Source organism: Pedobacter alpinus, assembly GCF_042684645.1.
Classification (GTDB): Bacteria; Bacteroidota; Bacteroidia; order Sphingobacteriales; family Sphingobacteriaceae; genus Pseudopedobacter; species Pseudopedobacter alpinus.
Genome location: NZ_JBHULV010000038.1, coordinates 82,016 through 103,196 on the forward strand (window position 1 = coordinate 82,016; position 21,181 = coordinate 103,196).

At 30.5% G+C, this 21,181-nt stretch carries 16 protein-coding genes; 10 read left to right on the forward strand and 6 right to left on the reverse strand.

Annotation, left to right across the window (positions count from 1 at the left end; genetic code table 11):
* Positions 1-83: 83 nt before the first annotated feature.
* A complete protein-coding gene (locus tag ACFSSE_RS11360; RefSeq protein WP_379047646.1) occupies positions 84-1,418 on the forward strand; it encodes a Gfo/Idh/MocA family protein in 1,335 nt (444 codons plus the stop codon).
* A 161-nt stretch (positions 1,419-1,579) separates the two neighbouring features.
* On the opposite strand, the gene ACFSSE_RS11365 is transcribed toward ACFSSE_RS11360, so the two are convergent.
* A complete protein-coding gene (locus tag ACFSSE_RS11365; RefSeq protein ID WP_379047643.1) occupies positions 1,580-2,224 on the reverse strand; it encodes a leucine-rich repeat domain-containing protein in 645 nt (214 codons plus the stop codon).
* A 476-nt stretch (positions 2,225-2,700) separates the two neighbouring features.
* On the opposite strand from ACFSSE_RS11365, the gene ACFSSE_RS11370 reads away from it, so the two are divergent.
* A complete protein-coding gene (locus ACFSSE_RS11370) occupies positions 2,701-5,004 on the forward strand; it encodes a chondroitinase-B domain-containing protein (RefSeq protein WP_379047640.1) in 2,304 nt (767 codons plus the stop codon).
* Between the two features lie 780 nt (positions 5,005-5,784).
* Here ACFSSE_RS11370 and ACFSSE_RS11375 read toward each other — a convergent pair.
* The gene (locus ACFSSE_RS11375) at positions 5,785-6,054 is read right to left on the reverse strand and encodes a hypothetical protein (protein ID WP_379100912.1); all 270 of its coding nucleotides are present in this window, start codon (positions 6,052-6,054) and stop codon (positions 5,785-5,787) included.
* 579 nt (positions 6,055-6,633) lie between these two features.
* Between ACFSSE_RS11375 and ACFSSE_RS11380 the strand changes: the two genes are divergently transcribed.
* The 4 genes from ACFSSE_RS11380 to ACFSSE_RS11395 all read left to right on the forward strand — a co-directional run bounded on the left by ACFSSE_RS11380 (position 6,634) and on the right by ACFSSE_RS11395 (position 9,279).
* The gene (locus ACFSSE_RS11380) at positions 6,634-7,215 is read left to right on the forward strand and encodes a hypothetical protein (RefSeq protein WP_379047635.1); all 582 of its coding nucleotides are present in this window, start codon (positions 6,634-6,636) and stop codon (positions 7,213-7,215) included.
* A gap of 2 nt (positions 7,216-7,217) precedes the next feature.
* Positions 7,218-7,889 (forward strand): hypothetical protein, encoded by a 672-nt coding sequence (locus ACFSSE_RS11385; protein ID WP_379047632.1) that lies wholly within the window; start codon positions 7,218-7,220, stop codon positions 7,887-7,889.
* 86 nt (positions 7,890-7,975) lie between these two features.
* A complete protein-coding gene (locus tag ACFSSE_RS11390) occupies positions 7,976-8,629 on the forward strand; it encodes a sensor histidine kinase (protein ID WP_379047629.1) in 654 nt (217 codons plus the stop codon).
* Positions 8,629-9,279: a response regulator transcription factor gene (locus ACFSSE_RS11395; RefSeq protein ID WP_379047626.1), complete on the forward strand. Its 651-nt coding sequence runs from the start codon at positions 8,629-8,631 to the stop codon at positions 9,277-9,279. Before ACFSSE_RS11390 ends, ACFSSE_RS11395 begins: the two co-directional genes overlap by 1 nt.
* Before the next feature lie 46 nt (positions 9,280-9,325).
* Here ACFSSE_RS11395 and ACFSSE_RS11400 read toward each other — a convergent pair whose 3' ends face one another.
* The 3 genes from ACFSSE_RS11400 to ACFSSE_RS11410 all read right to left on the reverse strand — a co-directional run bounded on the left by ACFSSE_RS11400 (position 9,326) and on the right by ACFSSE_RS11410 (position 12,806).
* Complete coding sequence (locus ACFSSE_RS11400; RefSeq protein WP_379047623.1) at positions 9,326-10,018, reverse strand: GNAT family N-acetyltransferase; 693 nt, start codon at positions 10,016-10,018, stop codon at positions 9,326-9,328.
* Between the two features lie 256 nt (positions 10,019-10,274).
* Positions 10,275-10,769, reverse strand: coding sequence for an FKBP-type peptidyl-prolyl cis-trans isomerase (locus ACFSSE_RS11405; RefSeq protein ID WP_379047620.1), 495 nt, complete (start codon positions 10,767-10,769; stop codon positions 10,275-10,277).
* Between the two features lie 30 nt (positions 10,770-10,799).
* On the reverse strand, positions 10,800-12,806 hold the full coding sequence (locus tag ACFSSE_RS11410; protein WP_379047618.1) for a thioredoxin domain-containing protein: 2,007 nt from the start codon (positions 12,804-12,806) through the stop codon (positions 10,800-10,802).
* A 68-nt stretch (positions 12,807-12,874) separates the two neighbouring features.
* Here ACFSSE_RS11410 and ACFSSE_RS11415 point away from each other — a divergent pair, with 68 nt between their 5' ends.
* Positions 12,875-13,975: a mandelate racemase/muconate lactonizing enzyme family protein gene (locus tag ACFSSE_RS11415; protein WP_379047615.1), complete on the forward strand. Its 1,101-nt coding sequence runs from the start codon at positions 12,875-12,877 to the stop codon at positions 13,973-13,975.
* A 1-nt stretch (position 13,976) separates the two neighbouring features.
* Here the strand turns inward: ACFSSE_RS11415 and ACFSSE_RS11420 are convergent, their stop codons facing one another.
* Positions 13,977-14,237, reverse strand: coding sequence for a hypothetical protein (locus tag ACFSSE_RS11420; RefSeq protein WP_379047612.1), 261 nt, complete (start codon positions 14,235-14,237; stop codon positions 13,977-13,979).
* Positions 14,238-14,476: 239 nt separating this feature from the next.
* Between ACFSSE_RS11420 and ACFSSE_RS11425 the strand changes: the two genes are divergently transcribed.
* The 3 genes from ACFSSE_RS11425 (at position 14,477) to ACFSSE_RS11435 (ending at position 21,073) form a co-directional block, all read left to right on the forward strand.
* A complete protein-coding gene (locus ACFSSE_RS11425; RefSeq protein ID WP_379047609.1) occupies positions 14,477-19,768 on the forward strand; it encodes a PAS domain S-box protein in 5,292 nt (1,763 codons plus the stop codon).
* Positions 19,769-20,012: 244 nt separating this feature from the next.
* Positions 20,013-20,444, forward strand: a complete 432-nt coding sequence (locus tag ACFSSE_RS11430) for a response regulator (RefSeq protein ID WP_379047606.1) — start codon at positions 20,013-20,015, stop codon at positions 20,442-20,444.
* On the forward strand, positions 20,441-21,073 hold the full coding sequence (locus ACFSSE_RS11435; RefSeq protein WP_379047603.1) for a response regulator: 633 nt from the start codon (positions 20,441-20,443) through the stop codon (positions 21,071-21,073). Before ACFSSE_RS11430 ends, ACFSSE_RS11435 begins: the two co-directional genes overlap by 4 nt.
* The last annotated feature ends 108 nt before the right edge of the window (positions 21,074-21,181 follow it).

Sequence of the window (21,181 nt, forward strand, 5' to 3'; positions counted from 1 at the left end):
GAACGATTGCACATTTTTTTATAGCAAAATCGCTAAAGCTAAATGATATAATGCATATTTTAGAAGTACCAAACTAAATTAAAATGCATCGTAGAACATTTATTCACCACACAGGCGCTGCTGTGGCCGCTTCTTTAATACCTGAAAGCTTATTAGGTGCTGCTTTATCAACACCAAAAAAGAAAATAGCTATGGTGGGTACTGGCCATAGAGGCACTGGAATGTGGGGTGTAGAAGTATTAAAAGAATATGCAGATAGTGTTGAGTTTGTAGGACTGTGCGATAAAAATTTAGGTAGAGTAAAAACAGCACAAAAAATGCTCAAACTTAGCTGCCCAACCTATACAAACATTGATCAAATGTTGAAAGCGGTTAAACCCGATATTCTGATTGTAACTACAATGGACAGTAATCATCATGAAATGATTGTTAAAGGTTTATATTACGGTGCAGACATCATCACAGAAAAACCGATGACTACGGATGAAAAAAAATGTCAACAAATTATAGATGCGGAGGCTAAATATGGTAAAAAAGTTTATGTTACTTTTAATTATAGATATTCTCCACATCGTCAGAAAATATATTCATTACTACATGATGGTGAAATTGGTAAGGTAACCTCTGTTGATTTTCATTGGTATTTAGATACTTCACATGGGGCAGACTATTTTAGAAGATGGCATAGAAAAAGAGAAAATAGTGGTTCTCTTTTGGTTCATAAATCTACTCACCATTTTGATTTATTAAATTGGTGGCTTAATTCTGACCCTCAAGAGGTTTTTGCTTACGGATCTTTAGAAGTGTACGGAAAAAACGGACCATTTAGATCAACAAATTGCCGTCCATGTCCGCATAAAGGAGAATGTAAATTTTATTTTGACATGACCAAAGATGCTAGATTAATGAAACTATATGCAGATAATGAAGCTTATGATGGTTACCAAAGAGATGGTTGTGTGTTTAAAGAAGATATAGATATTTTTGATAAAATGGCCGTTCAAATAAAGTATGCAAATAATGTACAGGTGAGTTATTCTTTAACTGCATATTCGCCTTATGAAGGTTATAGAATTTCTTTTAATGGCACTAAAGGAAAGTTAGATGCTTGGATACACGAAAAACAACCGTGGGAAATGGAAAAATTTGATGAAATACAATTGACAAAAAACTTTGGTAAAACAGAATATATTAGAATTGATAACACAGAGGCTGGCCATGGTGGAGGAGATTTAAGATTAAGAAAACAGCTTTTTAACCCAGGAGAAGATCCCTATAAACAAGGTGCTGGTAGTAGAGATGGTGTAATGTCTTGCTTAATAGGAATAGCTGCTAGAATCAGTATTGATATCGGAATGCCTGTGAAAATAAAAGATTTAACTTCAATTACACCTCACCCAACCAGAGGGAGTATTTGATATATTTATTAATATTAAAAAAAAAATTAAACAGCTTGATATTTTATTTTACGCCTAGTTAAAACCTTTTTTAAATGTTCCTAATACATTAATCTGACTACTGGACAAATTAAATTAATTCTGAGCAGCTATTAAATTTTAACCATGATTTAATTAGAAATCTAAAACTCAAAAATTATTCCTCCATGAGTTCTTTTAATAACATCAACTGGTATAATTAGCGGATTGTGGTGTAAATCAACAAATTTTAAGTTTTTTAAACCCTTAAATTGAACAGGAACTTCTTTAAATTTATTATCTCCTAAATAGATCCTCTCTAAGTTATTCAACTTTTTCACATTCTCTGGTAAACTAAAAAAACCGTTGTTTTCTAAGTGTAGAATACGTAAACTTTTCATCCTACTCAAAATTTCAAAATCTTCTTTTAGTTTCAGATTTTTGTCTTTATCTAAATAAAGCTCCTTTAAATTATTTAGGCTGTTAAAGTTTTTAGGAAGTAATGAAATGTCATTATCACCCAAATCTAACACCTCTAAATTTTTTAATGTTGTGATTTCAAACGGTACATCCTTTAAGTTGGTATGCCTTAAACTTAGATATTTTAAGTTCTTAAATTTCGATAATGACGCATAAGAGTTTTCTATGTTTTGATCATTCAAATTTAAGCGAGTAACTAATTCTGGATTTTTTAAAGCTTCTTCTAAAGATGTATATTCTTTTTCTACGGATTGTGCGTTTAAATTGTTAAACGACAACACCCAAAATACAATAAAAGTAAATTTGATAATTCTTAATATGTTCTTCATAATCTATATTTTTATAACTGCTAATACTGTTCTATAAAACTAATCAAAAAACTAATAAAATAAAAAAAAACAATGCATTTTATGTTAAACATAAACTAATTTTATACTTTAGAAGAGTTTAATTTCAACAAAATAAAACTCTTTTTGTTTTAGAAAAATGTTAATTGTTTTAGAAAATACTAATTCATATTTCTACCTTCTGAGTGTTAAATTAGCTTCTTATCATTTTTACTACACCTTACCCATAGCTTCTTAATAACGCTATAAAATGATAAGCTAAAATCAATCTTTAGGATTTTCAAGACATTTATTTCGCAATGATTCTTGTATATATTTTAAATTCATATATTTGGTTAACCAAACTGGTCAACCAATTAGTTATTTAATCGTTAAAATTGATTTAAAAAACACACTTAATTAGTTAGTGAAATTATTTTGTGGTTAAAACAAATACAAGCAATTCAAATTAAAAACTCATGAAAAAACACACCGTTCTGTTGTCCTTAACGCTTTTACTACTTTCTTTCCAATCCAAATCACAGTTTAATATACAAAAGGTTACTAACTCATTTGAATTACAGAATGCTATTTCTAAGGTTAAGGCTGGTGATGTAATTATTATGGCCAATGGTATTTGGAAAGATGTAAACATTAAATTTATTGGAAAAGGAACAAAAGAAAATCCGATTACATTAACGGGCGAAACAGCGGGTAAAGTTACCATTGAAGGTGCTTCTGACTTAAAATTAAGTGGCGAATATTTAATAATAAAAGATTTACATTTTAAAAATGGGTACACACCATCATCCACTGTAATACAATTTGGTATTGACAGTAAAACATTTGCTAACCACAGTAGGGTTACAAATTGTGTTATTGAGAACTTTACACAACCTAACAGAGAAGTAAGTGACCATTGGGTTGAGTTATGGGGCAGATACAACCAGCTAGACCACTGTAATTTAATAGGTAAATCTAATTTTGGGCCAACAGTGAGAGTGTTTTTAAAAGGTAATGAACATATTAACAACTACCATAAAATTGTTTATAATCATTTTGGGCCACGCCCACGTAAAGGCGGTCCGCATGGTGAAACGATTCAGATTGGTGATAGTGGAACTTCTATGGCCCCATCTTACACCAGTGTAGCCAATAACTTTTTTGATCGTTGTAATGGTGAAGTAGAAATTATATCAAATAAATCTAATTATAACGAATTCAGAAACAATATTTTCTTTGAAAGTGAAGGTTCATTGGTTTTACGCCACGGTAATTATTGTACCATTGATGGTAATATTTTTATCGGTAATGAAAAATCGGAATTTATGGGCGGTATTAGAGTTATCAATACTGGTCATTGGATTACTAATAACTATTTCTATAACATTAAAGGAAAAGGATTTAGAAGTGCTTTGGCTGTAATGAATGGCATTCCAAAATCTCCATTAAACCGCTATATGCAAGTTACCGATGTGGTGGTTGCTAACAATACTTTTATAGATTGTATTTCTCCATTTCAGTTTAGTGTAGGTGTAAATATTGATAAAAAAGATGTGCTCCCTCCTTCTGAAATTAGATCTGAAAGACCTGAGCGCATGATTATGGCTAACAATTTAATTTATAATCAAACACCAGATAATTACCCAATAGTGGCTTACGATAAAGTGGATGGTGTGTTGTTTAAAAACAATTTTACTAATGCTATTAACAAAACTGATATTGCAAACACTGGTTTAGTTACTACAGATTTCCAGATAAATAAAGCAGCTGATTATTTATATATTCCTACTAAAAACCAAGACGATGTTTATAAAGGTTTTGATTTTGATAAAATAGCTACAGATCTTTTTGGCACATCAAGAAAAACACAAAATAGTGTAGGTGCTATCAATTTACCAGTAAAACCAAACACAACATTAATTAATAAAACACTTTATGGCACCATTTGGTTTGTTAAAGAAGCACCGGTTTATGTTACAAAAACACATCATGTTACAAATAATAATGAACTAATTAAAAAGTTAAAAATTGCTCATTCTGGAGATATATTAATTTTAAAGGCTGGTGTTTATAAACTAGATGCCTCTTTAGTTATCAATAAAAACATCACTATTATTTCTAAAGATAAAAAGCGTAAAGCTGAGCTTCAGTTTGAAGGGGATAAAGCTGCTTTTGATATGCACCCAAAAGGTGTTTTATATTTGGAAAATATTGTACTAAAAGGAAATAAATCTCAGTGCGCATTTGCAAGTTTAGAGAAAAACATGTCTCAAGCATTCAATTTATTTGTAAAAAACACTGAAATATCTGATTTTAAAACAGTTTTAATGGTTTATAAAGCTTCTTTTGCTGATACTATTTCATTTGATAATTCAAATATTAAAAACTGCTCATCTGGAATTGTATTAAACACGGAAACTGATGCAGGTGGAGATTATAATGCAGAGTTTGTGTACATCACAAATTCAAAATTTGACAATATTGAATCAACAGTTTTAGATTATTATAGGGGTGGCTATGATGAATCTACCATTGGAGGAAATTTAATACTTAAAAACAACACTTTTACTAATTGCGGTAAAGCAGAAAAAAGTAAAATATTAATACAAAACCAAGGTATTGTAAACGTGGATTTTTCTAACAATACTTTTAAAAATAACCCTATTGATACAATTGCCATTTTATGGGGAGAAAAAGGTCAGAAACCTGTTAATAATACTGTGATTAATTCAGGCGAGATAAAGATTGAACAAAATTTAAAGCAAAAATTAATGTATTAATCATTCTTTATAAGTTACTTTAATTCGTTTTTAGCAACAATATTTTGTTGCCGTTATTAGTTTTTTCTCAAAACATCTGCTCAAAACAAGTTCTAGATATTTATAAAATTGCTAGTTATCTTAAATCAGAAATTTAAAGCATCACTTAGGGAAAATGCCACCACCACGAAAGCTATTTTGGCAAAATATATCAGTGATAAATTTGCAGAACGCTATTTTTATGATTGGCATAATTTTGAAGTTCGTTTTAAAAACTACAACCTATTTATAAAGACGTAAAAAAACACACACTGAAAACGCCCTAAATTATCTAACCAAACTTTCTGAAAATGCCATTACGGCAAATGATAGTTTAAAGGATAGTGTTTAAATAATTATGAATAGCAAGTTAAAGTTAACACCACTAAAACATTAACTAAAAATAATGAGACATTGTTCTTTTATGTGATAAGTTTAGCGTTAAATGATAAAAAGGTTGATTTTTCTGCTATCGCGGATGTTTTATCATTATAGAAGATAAAGCAATAATTATATAGTCAATTATTGATAAACAAACTCAAATATCTTTTAATATTAAAAAAATTAATACGCTAAATCTTAGAGAAAGCCTTAAGTGTTTGTTAAAATAATTTTTATTGAGATTCCAAAAGTCATGACTAAAAAACATTTTTTTATTAAATTTTAAACAAAATACGAAAAAAAAGAAGCCCAAAACCACACAAAATTTTGGGCTACACTAATTAAAAAGAAACACAAAAATCAGCCAATCTATAAAATAGTTTAACTCACATTTAAAGAAATTGATCTAGAAAACCTTCCAGTTGGTAAAATTAATTCTCCAAGCATTTCCGTACCTTGAAGAATAATTAATGAAGCTCTTTTTTCAAACAAAACACCATCAATTATTAATTCGTAATTTCCTGGCGAAAGAGAAAACTGCCTGCACCCTGGTTTATTTTGTAAATAAAAGGCGCTATAAAAAGGAGAAATTATAATACTTCCAAATCCGGCACCTTTAAAATCAAAACATACACTAACTTTTCCATTCATATCATCGAAATTAATTTTCAACTAACTATCTTTTCCTTTTAAAAATTAATTAGCTTTTTATTTCATTATCAACTTTGGGATTTAACAATAAACTCCGTTAAAAAATACTACTTCATTTTGTTTTACAGATAGGCATATATGTAGGGTCAACGAGTTTTGAGTTAGCGTAAATTTTGAACTAAGCTTTGCAACGTATTTGTTAAAAAAAAGACTCTTTAGGATTAGAATTTATAAAATGAGCGATTTTAAAATCGGCTAAGTACTTTATATGGTTTGTAGCAAAAAAGAAAACCTTATTGTGAAATTTGCTCATATTCTAATTTTTAATTTTTTATAAAAGTAGAAAAGAGCTAAGGTGAAAAGTAGGGTAAAACGGACTTAATTATAGGGCAAAAATACCCTACTACTATGTTTATAATTTAATCCATATTAGTAAAACTGTAAAAGAACTTTTTAATAATTATTTAACCAATAAAACATTTTTGTCTTTAATAATTTTATTCTGGTTTTAACTAAAAAAATATTAGCTTTTGCATTAGCGATTAATATTTCACATTTTCGAAAAAAAACTATAAACACATGAAGTTTGAAAAAAATATTTTATTCTTAATAATTATTATAATAGGATTAAATGCTTGCCAGCAAAACGGTAACAAAGAGGATAATTTGCTAACTACCGCAGATGATACACTTAGTTACGAATTAGCAAAGAGGTATGTGAAAAACTATGAAAAGAACGCCGGATATGTAGAAACTATTTCTAAAGATTCTACAGGAACAATTATATCTAAAGCGCCAGATACTCGCTCTGTATGGTTTGATATTGAAAGACTGGAAAGCATAGTTAAGCAGATTAAAGCAGAAGGTGGAGATGGAATAAGATTTTATTTAGGAACTTATGACCAAAATTATCCAGAACAGTTTAAAATGGGTCATATACCACCAACAGATTATTGGGGATACAATACTTTAATTATGGTATCTACAAAAGATAGTTTGAAAAAATACCATAGAGATTATTATTCTGAAACTACAAAAGCTGGAAAAAAAAGAAAAGGAGTGATTATGAGTGTAGGATCAGCACCAGAAAATAGAGGCGAAATATGCCCACCACCCAGTGATTGTTACGATATTGGAGCTACATTAATTGAAGAAAATTAATAATGTATTTTACTATTAATACCATTACAGAATTAAGCTGCCTGTTAATTGCTGTGTTTTGCCTATTTAGAGATAAAGACTCAACCTGGCGAATGTTAATTATATACCTATTTTTAACTGTTTTAACAGAGATGCTGGGTATTCATTATGCTAAGGTTCTTCATCAATCTAACGTTTGGATTTATAATATTTTTATTAGCATAGAATGCTTTACAATAAGTTATTTCTTTTATCAATTATTTAAGCCTTACGGCCTTCAATTAAAATGGTTAATTAATTGGTTAGTAGTGTTTTTTATGATTTTATCTTATGAATTATTGACTAAAAATTTTACTCGCTTTGCTTCAAATACCGCTACCATAATTTCTATTGTATTTGTTTTTGCGGCTTTAATTTACTTTTATAAAAAACTAACCGACGAGAAATTTGAGCAGTTAACTGTTTACGCACCTTTTTGGTGGGTAAGCGGCACTTTGTTTTTTTATTTTGGCAGCACATGCTGTAATTTATTGTTTGACTATTTGACTGTTCAAACAAGTAGAGTTTATGGGATATCTGTAAATTATCTAATTTTCAATATCTTAAATATCATTCTATATTTACTTTGGTCTTACGCTTTTATATGTCGCTATCTACGCCGGAAATCTTTATATACATCATCCTCACCTCGTTAATATTTCTAATTGCACCTGTTTTTGTAATTTTATTCATCTTATCGTATAATAAAAGAAAAAAGAGGCACCTACAAGAAAAATTGAACTTGCAAAAGGAATTTGAAACGGAGCTTTTAAAAACTCAAATTGAAGTGCAAGAGCAAACGCTTAAAACTGTTGCGCAAGATTTGCATGATAATATTGGCCAGTTATTAAGCTTAACAGCAGTAACTTTAAGCACTCTAAATTTAAGTGGTGATGACAAAGCAATGGAGAAGGTGAGTTATTTAGAAGAAATTAATGTAAGGTCTCTAAACGAAGTTAAAGCATTATCTAAACTTTTGCATAGCGAAGATATTTTAAGCAAGGGAATATCAGAAGCCATTTATTTTGAAATTGAATGGTTAAAGAAATCAGAAAAATTTGAGTTAGAATATGTTTCGGAAAATTCTGGAGATACAAATGATAATACTAAAAATCAGCTTATTTTATTTCGCCTTTTTCAAGAGTCTATCAATAATATTTTACAACATTCATTTGCTACTAAAATAAAAGTTGTACTTATCCAAACCGATGAATTTTTAACGTTAATAATAGAAGACAATGGCGTTGGGTTTAAAATGGATAATCAAAAAGAGCTAAAAGGAATAGGCTTAAACAATATGAAAAGGCGGGTCGAATTAATTAAAGGTACTCTTTCTATCCAATCTGAAATAGAAAAAGGTACAAAAATAAACATCACAATCCCAAATCATTCATAATGGAAGCCCAAATAATAAATATTGCTATTGTTGATGATCATACCCTTTTTAGGCAAGGTATGGTTAAACTGCTTAAAGAATCTGAAACATTAAATATATTATTTGAAGCTGAGAATGGTTTGGATATGATTAACGAAATTACTAAAAATGGTGCTCCAGATGTAATTTTAATGGATATTACAATGCCAAAGATGGATGGTTACGAAAGTTCTAAATGGATTAAAGCAAACTATCCTGAAGTAAAAATAATAGCATTAAGTATGTTTGACGATGAAAAAGCAATTCTTGGCATGTTGAGAAGTGGTGCCGGAGGTTATTTAATTAAACATACAAAAGCCACAGAACTTTTTCATGCAATTAATGAAATTAACGTAAACCATTTTTACTTTAACGAGCTTGTTTCTATAAAACTTTTACAAAGCTTACAAAACCAACCTACTACACCTAAAAATGAAAAATTGAATGCCAATGAACTTCAGTTTTTAAATCTTTGTGCCAGCGATTTAACTTACAAAGAAATTGCCAGTCAAATGAATTTAAGCCCGTTTACTATTAATAATTATCGCGAGGCCTTATTTGATAAATTTCAGGTGAAATCTAGAACAGCTTTGGTTATATATGGTCTTAAAAAAGGATATATTCACTTATAAATTTTAAACTGCAAAACGTAAATCCATTGTTTTCGCTAAAGTTTTATTACACTTGCACCTCTTTATTAATAACATAAGCAACCATTGTCTTTCTTATTTTAAATCCAAGTTTTTGGTATAATTTGATAGCTCCTACGTTGTTAACCACAACATGTAAAAAAGGGGTTTGTGCTTTTGCTAAAATCCGTTTTATTTGCTCTCTAATTAAAGCGTAAGCATATCCTCTACCTAAATAATCAGGATGTGTACAAACTGCAGAAATTTCAATATAATGATCTGGATTAAAACGATGCCCAGCCATGGCTACTAATTTGCCATTTTCAAAAACACCTGTATAATTGCTTAAATCAATGGTTCTTTCAAAAAACGGCCCTGGCTCTGTTAATTTAACTAAAGCAATCATTTCCTCAATGTTCGAGTCATCTAGATCATGATAAGTAAAATCCTCATTACCTTCTGGAACAAAATTATGCTCATAAACAAATTGAAAAAGCGCAATCTGTTTAATTAAATTCCATTTTTTAGGAATAATTAATTGTTGAGGATTAAATAGGATAAACAAATCATCATCCTTACTTAAATTGTAAAGTGTTTCAAAACTTTCTAAATCATAATTAACCATTCCAGCAAAACTTGCAATATCTCGGTTATAAAACCTCACCTTTTCATTTCCATCAGAAAAATTAATATGGTTGTTTGCTAAAGCTTGATATATGGGATTATCTAAAATATGATTCATGAAATTGGGTTTGAAGCTATAAATTTATAAAATCATTTTCCAGGAAAAATGATAAAAGTTTCAATATGACATTTGCAAAACTTCGAATCTTTTATTTTAAAAATAGTTTTATAAAAGTTTGATTTCCCAACTATAGTGAATCAAAAGCAGCCACATAGAGCGTAACTTATAAGGGAAATATCTGCTAATTCACTATAAAAATAAAAAGCCTAAAGAATAAATTCCTCGGGCTTTCTATTAATGTATAAATAATGACTTAGTGTTGGTGTCCACCTTCACCATGCACATGCCCATGGTCTAACTCTTCTTGAGTTGCAGGTCTTACTTCTTGAATAGTTCCATTAAAATGTAACTCATGACCAGCCATTGGGTGGTTTAAGTCAACTAAAACAGCATCTTCTGCAATAGATACAACTCTACCTTGAAACTGTCCGCCGTTATTGTCTTGTAAAGGCAATACAGAACCGATTTCTGGTAAAGGTTGGTCGCCAAACATATCTTTTGGAAGCGGAGCTACTGCTTTTTCGTCATATTCTCCATAACCATCTGCTGCTGATAAAGAGAAAGAATAATTATCTCCAACAGTTAAACCAGTTAAATGTTCTTCAAATTTTGGCAACATCATTCCTACTCCGTAAAGAAATACTAATGGTTGTTCTGTTGTTGCGCTTTCAACATGTTTTTTTTCACCTTCTTCGGTGACATACAAATCGTAAGTTAAACTTACTACGTGGTTAATATCAATTTTCATGCGTTGGTAATTACGAAACGATTTTCGTTTCTATTCAAAAATTTGTTTAATTGCTTCACTTACATCGCCCACCGGCAGCCTACAGCTTTTATCTTTACAAACAAAAATTCTGGTATCGCCAACAAACTTATCTGCCAGCAAAGGTAAATTTCCTTTCTTACCTCCCAAAATAATCTTGTTAGGAATATAAAGTTTTTCTAAATCTTTACGTTTTTCTGTAAAATCATCACCAGTAATGGCAATTTCAAAGCTTCCGCATACTTCTTGCAACAATAAAGATGCCCAGTTAGAATAACCAGAACCATAACTTTTGATTTGTGGCGCTATTGATTTTAATAAATGAAGGTATATTTTATGATATCTTTCTTGATCGTAAAACAAAGCCAACTTTTTAAGGTTTGATGCCATTACCGAGTTGGAAGCTGGAATTACATTATCCATAATTTCATGTTTACGGGCTATTAAAGCTTCGTCTTGATTAGATGTGTAGAAAAACAAACCTGTTTCATCATCTCTAAAATGATCTAATACATAATCTGTTAATTCTCTGGCATTCAACAAGTATTTTTCATCAAATGTTACCTGATAAACAGCTATTAAAGCTTCAATAAATAAGGCATAATCATCTAAAAATCCGTTGATATTAGCAGTACCATTTTTATAATTTCTGAATAAACTACCGTCTTGCTGCAATAAATTTTTCTGAATAAAATGAGTGTTTTGTAATGCTAAATCTAGAAATTGCTCATCACCAAAAGCTTGATAAGCATCACATAAACCGCTTATCATTAAAGCATTCCAAGATGTTAGTATTTTATCATCCAAACCAGGACGAATTCGTTTGTTTCTTACCAGCAACAATTTTTCTTTAGCCGCCTTTAGTTTTAAATCCAACTCATCCACAGAAATATCAAAACCTTCGGCAACATCTTCTTTTTCTTTCCTCACCCATAAATTATTAATATGCTCTTCTTCCCAATTGCCATCTTCGGTAACTTCATAAAAAGTATTAAATAGCAAAGCTTCATCACCTAAAATGATATCAATTTCCTTTTTATCCCAAGTATAAAATTTACCTTCCACGCCTTCACTATCAGCATCTAAAGCAGCGTAAAAACCTCCTTCTGGCGATGTCATTTCTGCTTTTAACCAACCCAATGTTTCATAAACAACTTCTTTATAACGGTCTTCTTTGCACCATTTATAAGCATTGGCATATAAACTCATTAACTGCCCATTATCATAAAGCATTTTTTCAAAATGCGGAATATGCCATTTACCATCAACAGAATAGCGGGCAAAACCACCTCTTAAATGATCATAAATACCACCAGCAGCCATTTTATCAAATGTTAAACGAGCAATTACATGTGCGGCTTCATCTTTTAATAAATGAGCAGCTTCCATTAAAAAATTCCAATTGTTAGGCATCGGGAATTTTGGGGCTCTATTATGTCCGCCTTCCGTAAAATCAAAAAGCATTTTCCAAGGCTCTAAAATTTCTGTTAAATCTTCGTAAGTAAAATCTTTATGCTCACCAACAAAAGTAATTTTTTCAGGCTGCTGAATACCTTCCGTAAGTTTTACTGCGTAAACTTCTGCTTCCTCAGGCTTAGTTTCATAAAAATGTGCCAAGTTGGTTAACAAATTCATCCAATCTTGTTTTGGGAAATATGTTCCTCCATAAATTGGTCTTTGGTCTGGCAAACAAAAACAATTTAAAGGCCAACCTCCCCTGCCGGTCATCAATTGTACGGCGGTCATGTATATTTGGTCAATGTCTGGGCGCTCTTCTCTATCAATTTTAACACACACAAAAAACTGGTTCATTAGTTTTGCAACTTCTTCATTTTCAAAACTTTCATGCTCCATTACATGGCACCAATGGCAGGCAGAATAACCAATACTTACCAATATCAATTTATTTTCTTTTTTAGCTTTATCTAATGCTTCTTTACCCCACGGGTACCAATTAACCGGATTATTGGCGTGTTGCAACAAATATGGAGAGGTGGCATTAATGAGTTGATTTGGCATAATTTTGATTTTTTACAAAGGTGTTATTTCTATCTTTTAATTTGCTCATTAAATAGTAATTTTAAAAAATGATAATTACCCATACAGAAATTTATAGGTTTAGCATCCCAATGGAGCCGTTTACTATAGCAACAGGCACTATGCACTTTGCACAAAATATTTTTATCAGGATTTATACCGATGCTGGTATTTATGGAGTTGGCGAAGGTTCTGCTTTTCCGATGATTGTTGGCGAAACACAAGAAACCATGATTAAAATTGCTCAAGATTTTGCTAAAATTTGGAAAGGAAAAAATCCTTTAGCAATTGATGAGCGCATGGCGGAATTAACTGCATATTCAGGTTCATTTAATGCCACATGCAAAAGTGCATTTGATATGGCTTTATATGATATTGCTGCTAAAGATGCGGGCTTACCTTTATATCAATTTTTAGGTGGCGAAAAAAGAGAAGTAATTACAGACATGACTTTAGGAATTGATACGCCAGAAGCAATGGCCGCAAAAGCTTTAGAGCATGTAAAAAACGGTTGTACTATTATAAAAATAAAATTAGGCAAAGGTGTTGATGCAGATATTGAACGCGTTAAACAAATTAGAGCAGCCGTTAGAAATACCATTAAAATTAGATTAGATGCCAACCAAGGCTGGAGTTTTGAAGAAGCTGTTTATGCTTTAACAGCATTAGAAAAATTTGACATAGAATTTTGCGAGCAACCCATGCGTACTTGGTATGATGATTTTTTACCCGAATTGCTTAAGCTATCGCCTATAAAAATAACTGCCGATGAAAGCTGTTTTAACCATCACGATGCAAGAAAACTGATTAAAAACAATGCTTGTGATTATATCAACATTAAATTTGCGAAATCTGGTGGGATAAATGAAGGTTTAAAAATTTACAATGAGGCAATTATGCACAATATCCCTTGCATGATTGGTAGCATGTTAGAAAGCCGAATTGCATTAAGCGCAAACTTACACTTTGCTTTAGCTTGTGATAAAATTAAATTCTTTGATTTAGACACTTGTTTATTAGGCCATTTGGTTGACCCCGTTATTGGAGGCTTAACTTATAAAGGTTTTGAACTTTTTGTGAGTGACGAAATAGGCATTGGTGCAGATGCCAATGATTCTTTTTTGAAGGACTGTGAAAAAATAGTTATTTAATTTAAAGCAAGGTTTTTATAAAAGTACTTCCAATTTTTTTGAGCTCTTCATCAGAAACAGACTCAACATCCGTTTGGTGTTTTTCTAAAACAGTTTCATTTATTTTGATAATTCCGTTAGTAAGTTTAACAATAATAATTTGGTCATTATAATAGAAATGCTCTATATAACCACCTAAATCTTTATGAAGTGTTTTTACTTTTTTAATTAATTCAGTCAAATCGTTTTTATAAATTGAGTTCTCTAAATCTGGTATTCGCATTTTACAAAAATAAGCCTAGCTATCAAATCTGCTTATTATCATATTCTTAAAACTAGGTTTCAAAGTGGCTTAATTTAACATTAAATTAACATCGAAACAAATTAAAGATTGTATAGCGTAAAAAGTATTATTTTATTATATTTAAATTAAGTTGAGAAAATATGACCAATATTATTAGTTAAATAAATTCTAGAACAACAACGGTTTCAATAACAATTTAGTTTCTGCATTAAATGAATATGACAAATTTAGGTGATACCATTTTTGATCAAAGTAGAGACCTTTTTTGGGTAGTTGATATTAACTACTTATTAGTTTATGCTAATAAGAGCTATCAAACCCTAATGTTACAAAGTACAGGAGCATATAAAAAGCTAAATGAAATTGTTTTTGTTGAGGGATTTGGTGAAGGATACAGTCAAAAATGGAAATCTTTTTATGATAGAGCCTTCAAAGGAGAATATTTTGAAATAGAAGAACATTTTTATCATCCGCAAAATAATGAAATTCAATACGGTCAAAACACATTTGAACCTTTATTTGATAATGATAATAAAGTATATGCTGTTTCTTGCCAATGGAAAAACATCACTAAAATAGTGAAACAAAGATCAGAGGCCAACCAAATGATGGATGCTTCTTTAGATGTTTTTTGTACGATAAGTGAGCAAGGTAAATTTGTTTTTGTAAGTGGATCTGCCAAGGTGCATTGGGGTTATACACCCGAAGAATTAGTGGGTGAAGCTTACCAAAATTTAATATTTGAACAAGATATAGCTAAAACCATTGTAGTAGCTGAGGCAATATTGAGCGGCCAAAATTTCACTAATTTTGAAAACAGATATAAGAAAAAGGATGGTGGAGTAGCTTATAATATATGGTCGGCCAGATGGGATGATAAGGCTAAATTAATGTATTGTGTTGCCCGAGATGGTAAAGAAAAGTTAGAAAAAGAAGCCCATATTCGTTTAAGCGAGCAACGCTTTAAAGCATTGGTTCAAGAAGGTTCTGATATGATTAGCATTATCAACGCCGAAGGAAAATATATTTATACTAGCCCAACAACCACAGCTATTCTTGGAATTACGCCTGAAGAATTTCAAGGAAAAAACATATTTGATTTCATACACCCAGAAGATGCAGAACGCTGTTTAGCTTGTTTAGAAAATATTGAAACTGAAAAAAAAATCATCGTTCCTCCTTTTCGCCTATTAAACAATAAAAATGAATGGCGCTGGATAGAGTCTGTATTAACTAACATGCTTAACAATCCTGTAATTAACGGGTTAGTAGCAAATTCAAGAGATATTACAGACACTATAAATGCTCAAAAACAAATTGAAATAAGCGAACTTTTTAATAGAACTGTATTAGAAAGTAGTCCCGATTGTTTTAAAGTAATAGATATTGATGGTAAAATTCAATACATCAACAATAATGGCCTTTGCCAAATGGAAATTGATGATTTTAATACTGTTAAACATCAAAACTGGTGGTCACTTTGGGGAAAGGAAAACGAAGAATTAATAAGAAAGAGTATTGAGAAGGCTATAAAAGGCGAAATAGTTGAATTTACAGCTTATTGCCCCACAGCAAAGGGTACTCCTAAATGGTGGGACGTTTTGGTATCTCCAGTTGGAAAACTTGGAGAAAAAATTGAACAAATAATTTCAGTATCAAGAGATATTACAAAACGTAAGAAAGAAGAACAAAATTTAAAATTATTAGAGAGTGTTGTAACACATACAAATGATGCTGTTTTAATTACAGAAGCAGAACCATTTGACGAATCGGGACCTAAAATAATTTATGTTAACGAAGTATTTACCAAAATGACCGGTTATACAGCTGATGAAGTTATTGGTAAAACTCCTAAAATTTTACAAGGACCTAACTCTGATAAAGATGAGTTAGCGAAGCTAGGAAAGGCCATCAGAAATTGGCAACCTTATGAAATAACCACCATTAACTACAAAAAAAACGGAGAAGAATTTTGGGTGAATTTTACAGTTACCCCTGTAGCAAACGATAAAGGTTGGTTTACCCATTGGATAGCTATAGAACGAGATGTTACCGTTCAAAAAAATAAAGAAATCGAAAAAGAATTGCTTTCACAAATAAGTACAAAATTTAATCTTGAAAACGATTATTTGAACGCCGTAAAAGAGCTTTGTAAAACAATTGCCTTATTTGGGAATTTTGACATGGTAGAACTCTGGGTTACTAATATAGAGAAGAATGCGATGACATTGCTTTCCTATCATCTGCAAAACCCTGATGATGAATTGTTTTACGAATTAAGCAAAGGACTTAACAAGTTTAATTATGCAGAAGGACTGGCAGGAAATGTTTGGGCAAAAAATAAGCAACTACTTTGGAATGATATTGACATATCTGAAAATTTTGCAAGGAAAGAAGCCGCTTTAAAAATTGGCTTAAAATCTATTTTAGGCATTCCTTTAACATTTAACAGCCAAATAATAGCAGTGTTACAAATTGGTACTAAACAAGAAGTTAGCTACATTAAAAAATACACCGAAATATTCACTCATTTACAAGGTTTTATCGGTTCTGAATTAAATAGAAAAAAACTGGAGAATGAGCTCAACATAATATTTGATGCCATACCCGACATTATTTGCACATCCGATTTTCAAGGTAGGTTTTTAAAGATAAATAAAGCTGGGTGTGAAATACTTGGTTATGAAGAGCATGAGCTACTTTACCATTCTTATGAAGAGTTTATTCACCCTGATGATAAAAATGTTGCTGCAAACGAGCATAGTAGCGTAATAAGTGGAAACAATATTTTAGAATTTGAGACAAGATATATTACTAAAAACAATGAAATAGTTTGGATAAGTTGGTTTACGCAACCATCAATAGTAGAGGGTGTTATATACTCTACAGGAAAAAATATCACAGAAGAAAAAAAGCTTAGAGAATTAAATCGTGAGGTTGGTGCATTAGCAAAAATTGGCAGTTGGGAAGTTGATGTAATCGCTGGAACACTTTATTGGTCAGATGAGGTACACAAATTACATGAAACTGACCCTAAAACTTTTGTGCCTCAAATTGAGGATTCCATTAATTTTTACAGAGAAGATTTTCGATCATTAATAAAGGAAAAATTAGATGATTGTATTAGCAATGGAAATCAATATGATATTGAAGCCATAATAATTAGCCAAAACAAACGAGAAATTTGGGTTAAGATTATTGGTAATTCTGAAATTAGAGATGGCATTTGCCACCGAATTTATGGAAGTTTTCAGGATATTAATGCCTTAAAAACTGCTGAAATTGACCGAAACAGGTCTCTACATACCTTAGAAAATAGTATAAATGAAATTTACACATTTGATAAAAAAACACTCCTTTTTAATCATGTAAATAAAAGTGCTTTAAATAATTTAGGATACTCCAAAGAAGAAATATTAAAATTAACCCCCCTTGATTTAAAACCTGATTATACAATAGAATCTTTCAATAATTTAATTGATCCTTTGTTGAGTGGTAAAAAAGAAAGAATTGTATTTTTCACTAATCATAAACGCAAAGACGGCACAATTTATCCTGTAGAAGTTCATTTGCAATTGGTTGTACAATATAATAATTCAAAATATGTAGCAACTATACTTGATATAACAGAGCGTAAAAAAGCAGAAGAAGATATTCGGGATAGTGAAGAAAAACAAAGACTAATTATGAGTGGTGCTTTGGATGCTATTATCTGCATAGACACCCAAGAGAATATTACATTCTGGAACCCTCAGGCAGAAGTTATTTTTGGATGGAAACAAGAGGAAGTAATTGGAGCGTTACTTTCAGAACTTATTATACCTCTACCCTTTCGTAAATACCATGTTGAAGGCATTAAACATTACCTTAAAACCGGTGAAGGTAAAGCACTTAATGTATTGTTAGAATTAAAAGCAATTAAGCGAAATGGAGAGGAGTTCCCGATAAAATTAACCGTAATTCCTATAAAACAAGCAGGAGAAGAAGTTTTCTTCTGTGCTTTTATAAGAGATATAACTGACCGTAAAAAAGCCGAGTCACAATTGCTCACTGCGTTTAAAGAAAAAATCAGCATTCTTGAACGTATTACTGAAGCTTTTGTATCGATTGACTCAAATTGGTGTTATACCTACATGAATAAAAAAGCCGGAGAAATTTTCAATCGAGACCCAGAAAAAATGATTGGCAAGCATATTTGGACAGAATTTCCCGAGGGTTTAAACCAACCGTTTCACCTTGCTTATGAAAAGGCTATGGAAACTCAGCAATATATTCATGTAGAAGAACATTATAAACCTTATGATTTATGGTTCGAAAATCATATATATCCATCTGTAGATGGACTGTCTATTTTCTTTAGAGATGTAACTGAAAGAAAAAGAGCAGAAGAAAATTTACGAAAATCAAACGAACGTTTTGAAAAAGCAACAGAAGCAACCAACGATTTAATTTGGGATTGGGACATTATTAATGACACTTATTATAGATCTCAAGCCATTGAACGTTTTTTTGGTTCAAATGCAAAAAAAATATTATCAATAAAGGATTTTTGGACAGATAGCTTTCATCCTGATGATATTATAAGAATTAAGGAAAGTATTCAATCAGCTATATCTAATCAAAAATGCTTTCATTGGGAGCAAGAATATAGAATATTACATTTAGACAATCCAATAATTTACGTAATAGACAGGGGCATTATAATACGCAATAATGAGGGTAAAGCTATAAGAATGGTTGGCGCCATGACAAACATTACCGAACAAAAAGAATTAAACATTCAATTAAGTGAACTTAACAGTTCCTTACAAAAACACGCGATAGAATTAGAAAAATCTAACGAAGAATTAGAACAATTTGCATTTGTTGCTTCGCATGATTTGCAAGAACCACTGCGAATGATAACAAGTTTTATGGACTTATTAAAGCGAAAATACGGTAATACAATTGATGATAAAGGACATGTATATATTGACTTTGCAATTGATGGAGCAAAAAAAATGAAACAAATAATTCTTGATTTATTAGATTATTCTAGATCAAATAAATCAATTGATTCTAAAGAAAACATAAATTTAAATGAAATAATTAATGATTATAAATTATTAAGAAGAAAGCTGATTTCAGAAAAAAAAGCAACTATATTAACTCATAATTTACCAACGATACTAAGTTATCATACTGCAATTACACAAATATTTCATTGTTTAATAGATAATGCTATAAAATACTCGGTAATAGAAAAACCACCTGTTATTGAAATAAAAGTATTAGAAAAAGATAAAGAGTGGGAATTTTCTGTAGAAGATAACGGAATTGGAATTGACCCCCAGTTTTTTTCTAAAATTTTTATCATTTTCCAAAGATTGCACAACAAAGATGTTTATCCAGGAACTGGTGTTGGGCTCTCTATTGCAAAAAGACATATTGAATTTTTAGGGGGTAAAATTTGGTTAGAATCTGTTGTAAACAAAGGATCTACCTTTTATTTCTCTTTACTGAAACAGTAAAAAAAGAAGTTTCCAAGAGTAGTTTATACTTTTTAAAGTAATAACATAAGAATTTATAGCGCACAATTGGAAAATGTTTTTTAATTTTCAGAACAATTCATATAAATAAACAAAAGAACTACATTGGTTTATCCGAACAAAAAAAATAAATTTACAAAAACAAAATTTGGATAGCATGTAAATTAAACAATAGAACATCAATATATTTATCAATACTTAACAGGTTAAACTAAAAAACTCAATCATGAAGCTTGCTCACATTTTGCTAGTTGAAGACAATGAAGGTGATATTATATTAACATTAGAAGCATTTGAAGAATGTAAAGTGAAAACAAAAATTAGTGTTGCTAGAAATGGAAAAGAAGCGTTAGATTTTCTGTACAAACGAGATGTTTATGCAAATGCTGCTTACCCCGATCTAATCCTTTTAGATATAAACTTACCTATATTTAACGGCCATGAAGTATTACAAAAAATTAAAACAGACCCGGAACTTAAAAAGATCCCTGTAATTATGCTCACTACCTCTTCCAATCAAAAGGATATTGATATAGCATATGAAAATCATAGTAACAGCTATGTTAAAAAACCAATTAATTTAGATGAGTTTTTAAAAGCGATATTGAAAATTGAAGAATTTTGGTTGCAATTATCTACACTAGCTAGCAAAGTATGACCAAAACAATAAAAAAAGATTCATTATCCATTATTGTTCTTGAAGATAATGAGGGCGATTATATTTTGATAGAAGATAATTTAATTGAAATATTTACAAATGTAAAAATTCAACGTTATAAATCTTACGAGTCATTTTCTAAGGATATATTTTGGAAGGATTTTAAATGGGACGCCATATTACTTGATTTAAACCTAATGGATATTAAAGGCATCGAGTTAGTTGAAAACATGGTTATTCAAAGCTCCATCCCAATAATCATTCTAACAGGATATGTTGATTTGCCACTTGCTAATAAAAGCTTAGAGTTAGGAGTTTATGATTTTCTTATAAAAGATGAAGTTAATCCAGCATTATTAAGTAAAAGTATTGAATTTGCAATAAGCAGAAGTAGTTATGTTAACCAGATTGAAAGTCAAAATGAAAAACTTAAAAATATAGCTTGGAAACAATCGCATAGTGTAAGAGCACCTTTAGCAAGAATATTGGGGATAATTAATATGATTGAAATTTCTGATGGTGAAAATAAAGACTTACTTTTTTGGATAGAGCAATTAAAAATATCTTCTAATGAAATGGACAGTATTATCCATCAAATTGTTAATGAAACCGAGGATTTTAACAAATAAAAGCATTAGAATATAATTTTCAAATTAGTTTCTTTTATCAGCTCATATCTGTCCGAACAATTTCCGATTTCGTAAAACGGAATTATTAACTAATTGATTTACAGTTAT

What these genes read in the sequence shown, in the direction of transcription:
- ACFSSE_RS11360 (WP_379047646.1), top strand. Translation starts at nt 84, where the DNA reads ATGCATCGTAGAACATTTATTCACCACACAGGCGCTGCTGTGGCCGCT.
- ACFSSE_RS11365 (WP_379047643.1), bottom strand. Translation starts at nt 2,224, where the DNA reads ATGAAGAACATATTAAGAATTATCAAATTTACTTTTATTGTATTTTGG.
- ACFSSE_RS11370 (WP_379047640.1), top strand. Translation starts at nt 2,701, where the DNA reads ATGAAAAAACACACCGTTCTGTTGTCCTTAACGCTTTTACTACTTTCT.
- ACFSSE_RS11375 (WP_379100912.1), bottom strand. Translation starts at nt 6,054, where the DNA reads ATGAATGGAAAAGTTAGTGTATGTTTTGATTTTAAAGGTGCCGGATTT.
- ACFSSE_RS11380 (WP_379047635.1), top strand. Translation starts at nt 6,634, where the DNA reads ATGAAGTTTGAAAAAAATATTTTATTCTTAATAATTATTATAATAGGA.
- ACFSSE_RS11385 (WP_379047632.1), top strand. Translation starts at nt 7,218, where the DNA reads ATGTATTTTACTATTAATACCATTACAGAATTAAGCTGCCTGTTAATT.
- ACFSSE_RS11395 (WP_379047626.1), top strand. Translation starts at nt 8,629, where the DNA reads ATGGAAGCCCAAATAATAAATATTGCTATTGTTGATGATCATACCCTT.
- ACFSSE_RS11400 (WP_379047623.1), bottom strand. Translation starts at nt 10,018, where the DNA reads ATGAATCATATTTTAGATAATCCCATATATCAAGCTTTAGCAAACAAC.
- ACFSSE_RS11405 (WP_379047620.1), bottom strand. Translation starts at nt 10,769, where the DNA reads ATGAAAATTGATATTAACCACGTAGTAAGTTTAACTTACGATTTGTAT.
- ACFSSE_RS11410 (WP_379047618.1), bottom strand. Translation starts at nt 12,806, where the DNA reads ATGCCAAATCAACTCATTAATGCCACCTCTCCATATTTGTTGCAACAC.
- ACFSSE_RS11415 (WP_379047615.1), top strand. Translation starts at nt 12,875, where the DNA reads ATGATAATTACCCATACAGAAATTTATAGGTTTAGCATCCCAATGGAG.
- ACFSSE_RS11420 (WP_379047612.1), bottom strand. Translation starts at nt 14,237, where the DNA reads ATGCGAATACCAGATTTAGAGAACTCAATTTATAAAAACGATTTGACT.
- ACFSSE_RS11425 (WP_379047609.1), top strand. Translation starts at nt 14,477, where the DNA reads ATGACAAATTTAGGTGATACCATTTTTGATCAAAGTAGAGACCTTTTT.
- ACFSSE_RS11430 (WP_379047606.1), top strand. Translation starts at nt 20,013, where the DNA reads ATGAAGCTTGCTCACATTTTGCTAGTTGAAGACAATGAAGGTGATATT.
- ACFSSE_RS11435 (WP_379047603.1), top strand. Translation starts at nt 20,441, where the DNA reads ATGACCAAAACAATAAAAAAAGATTCATTATCCATTATTGTTCTTGAA.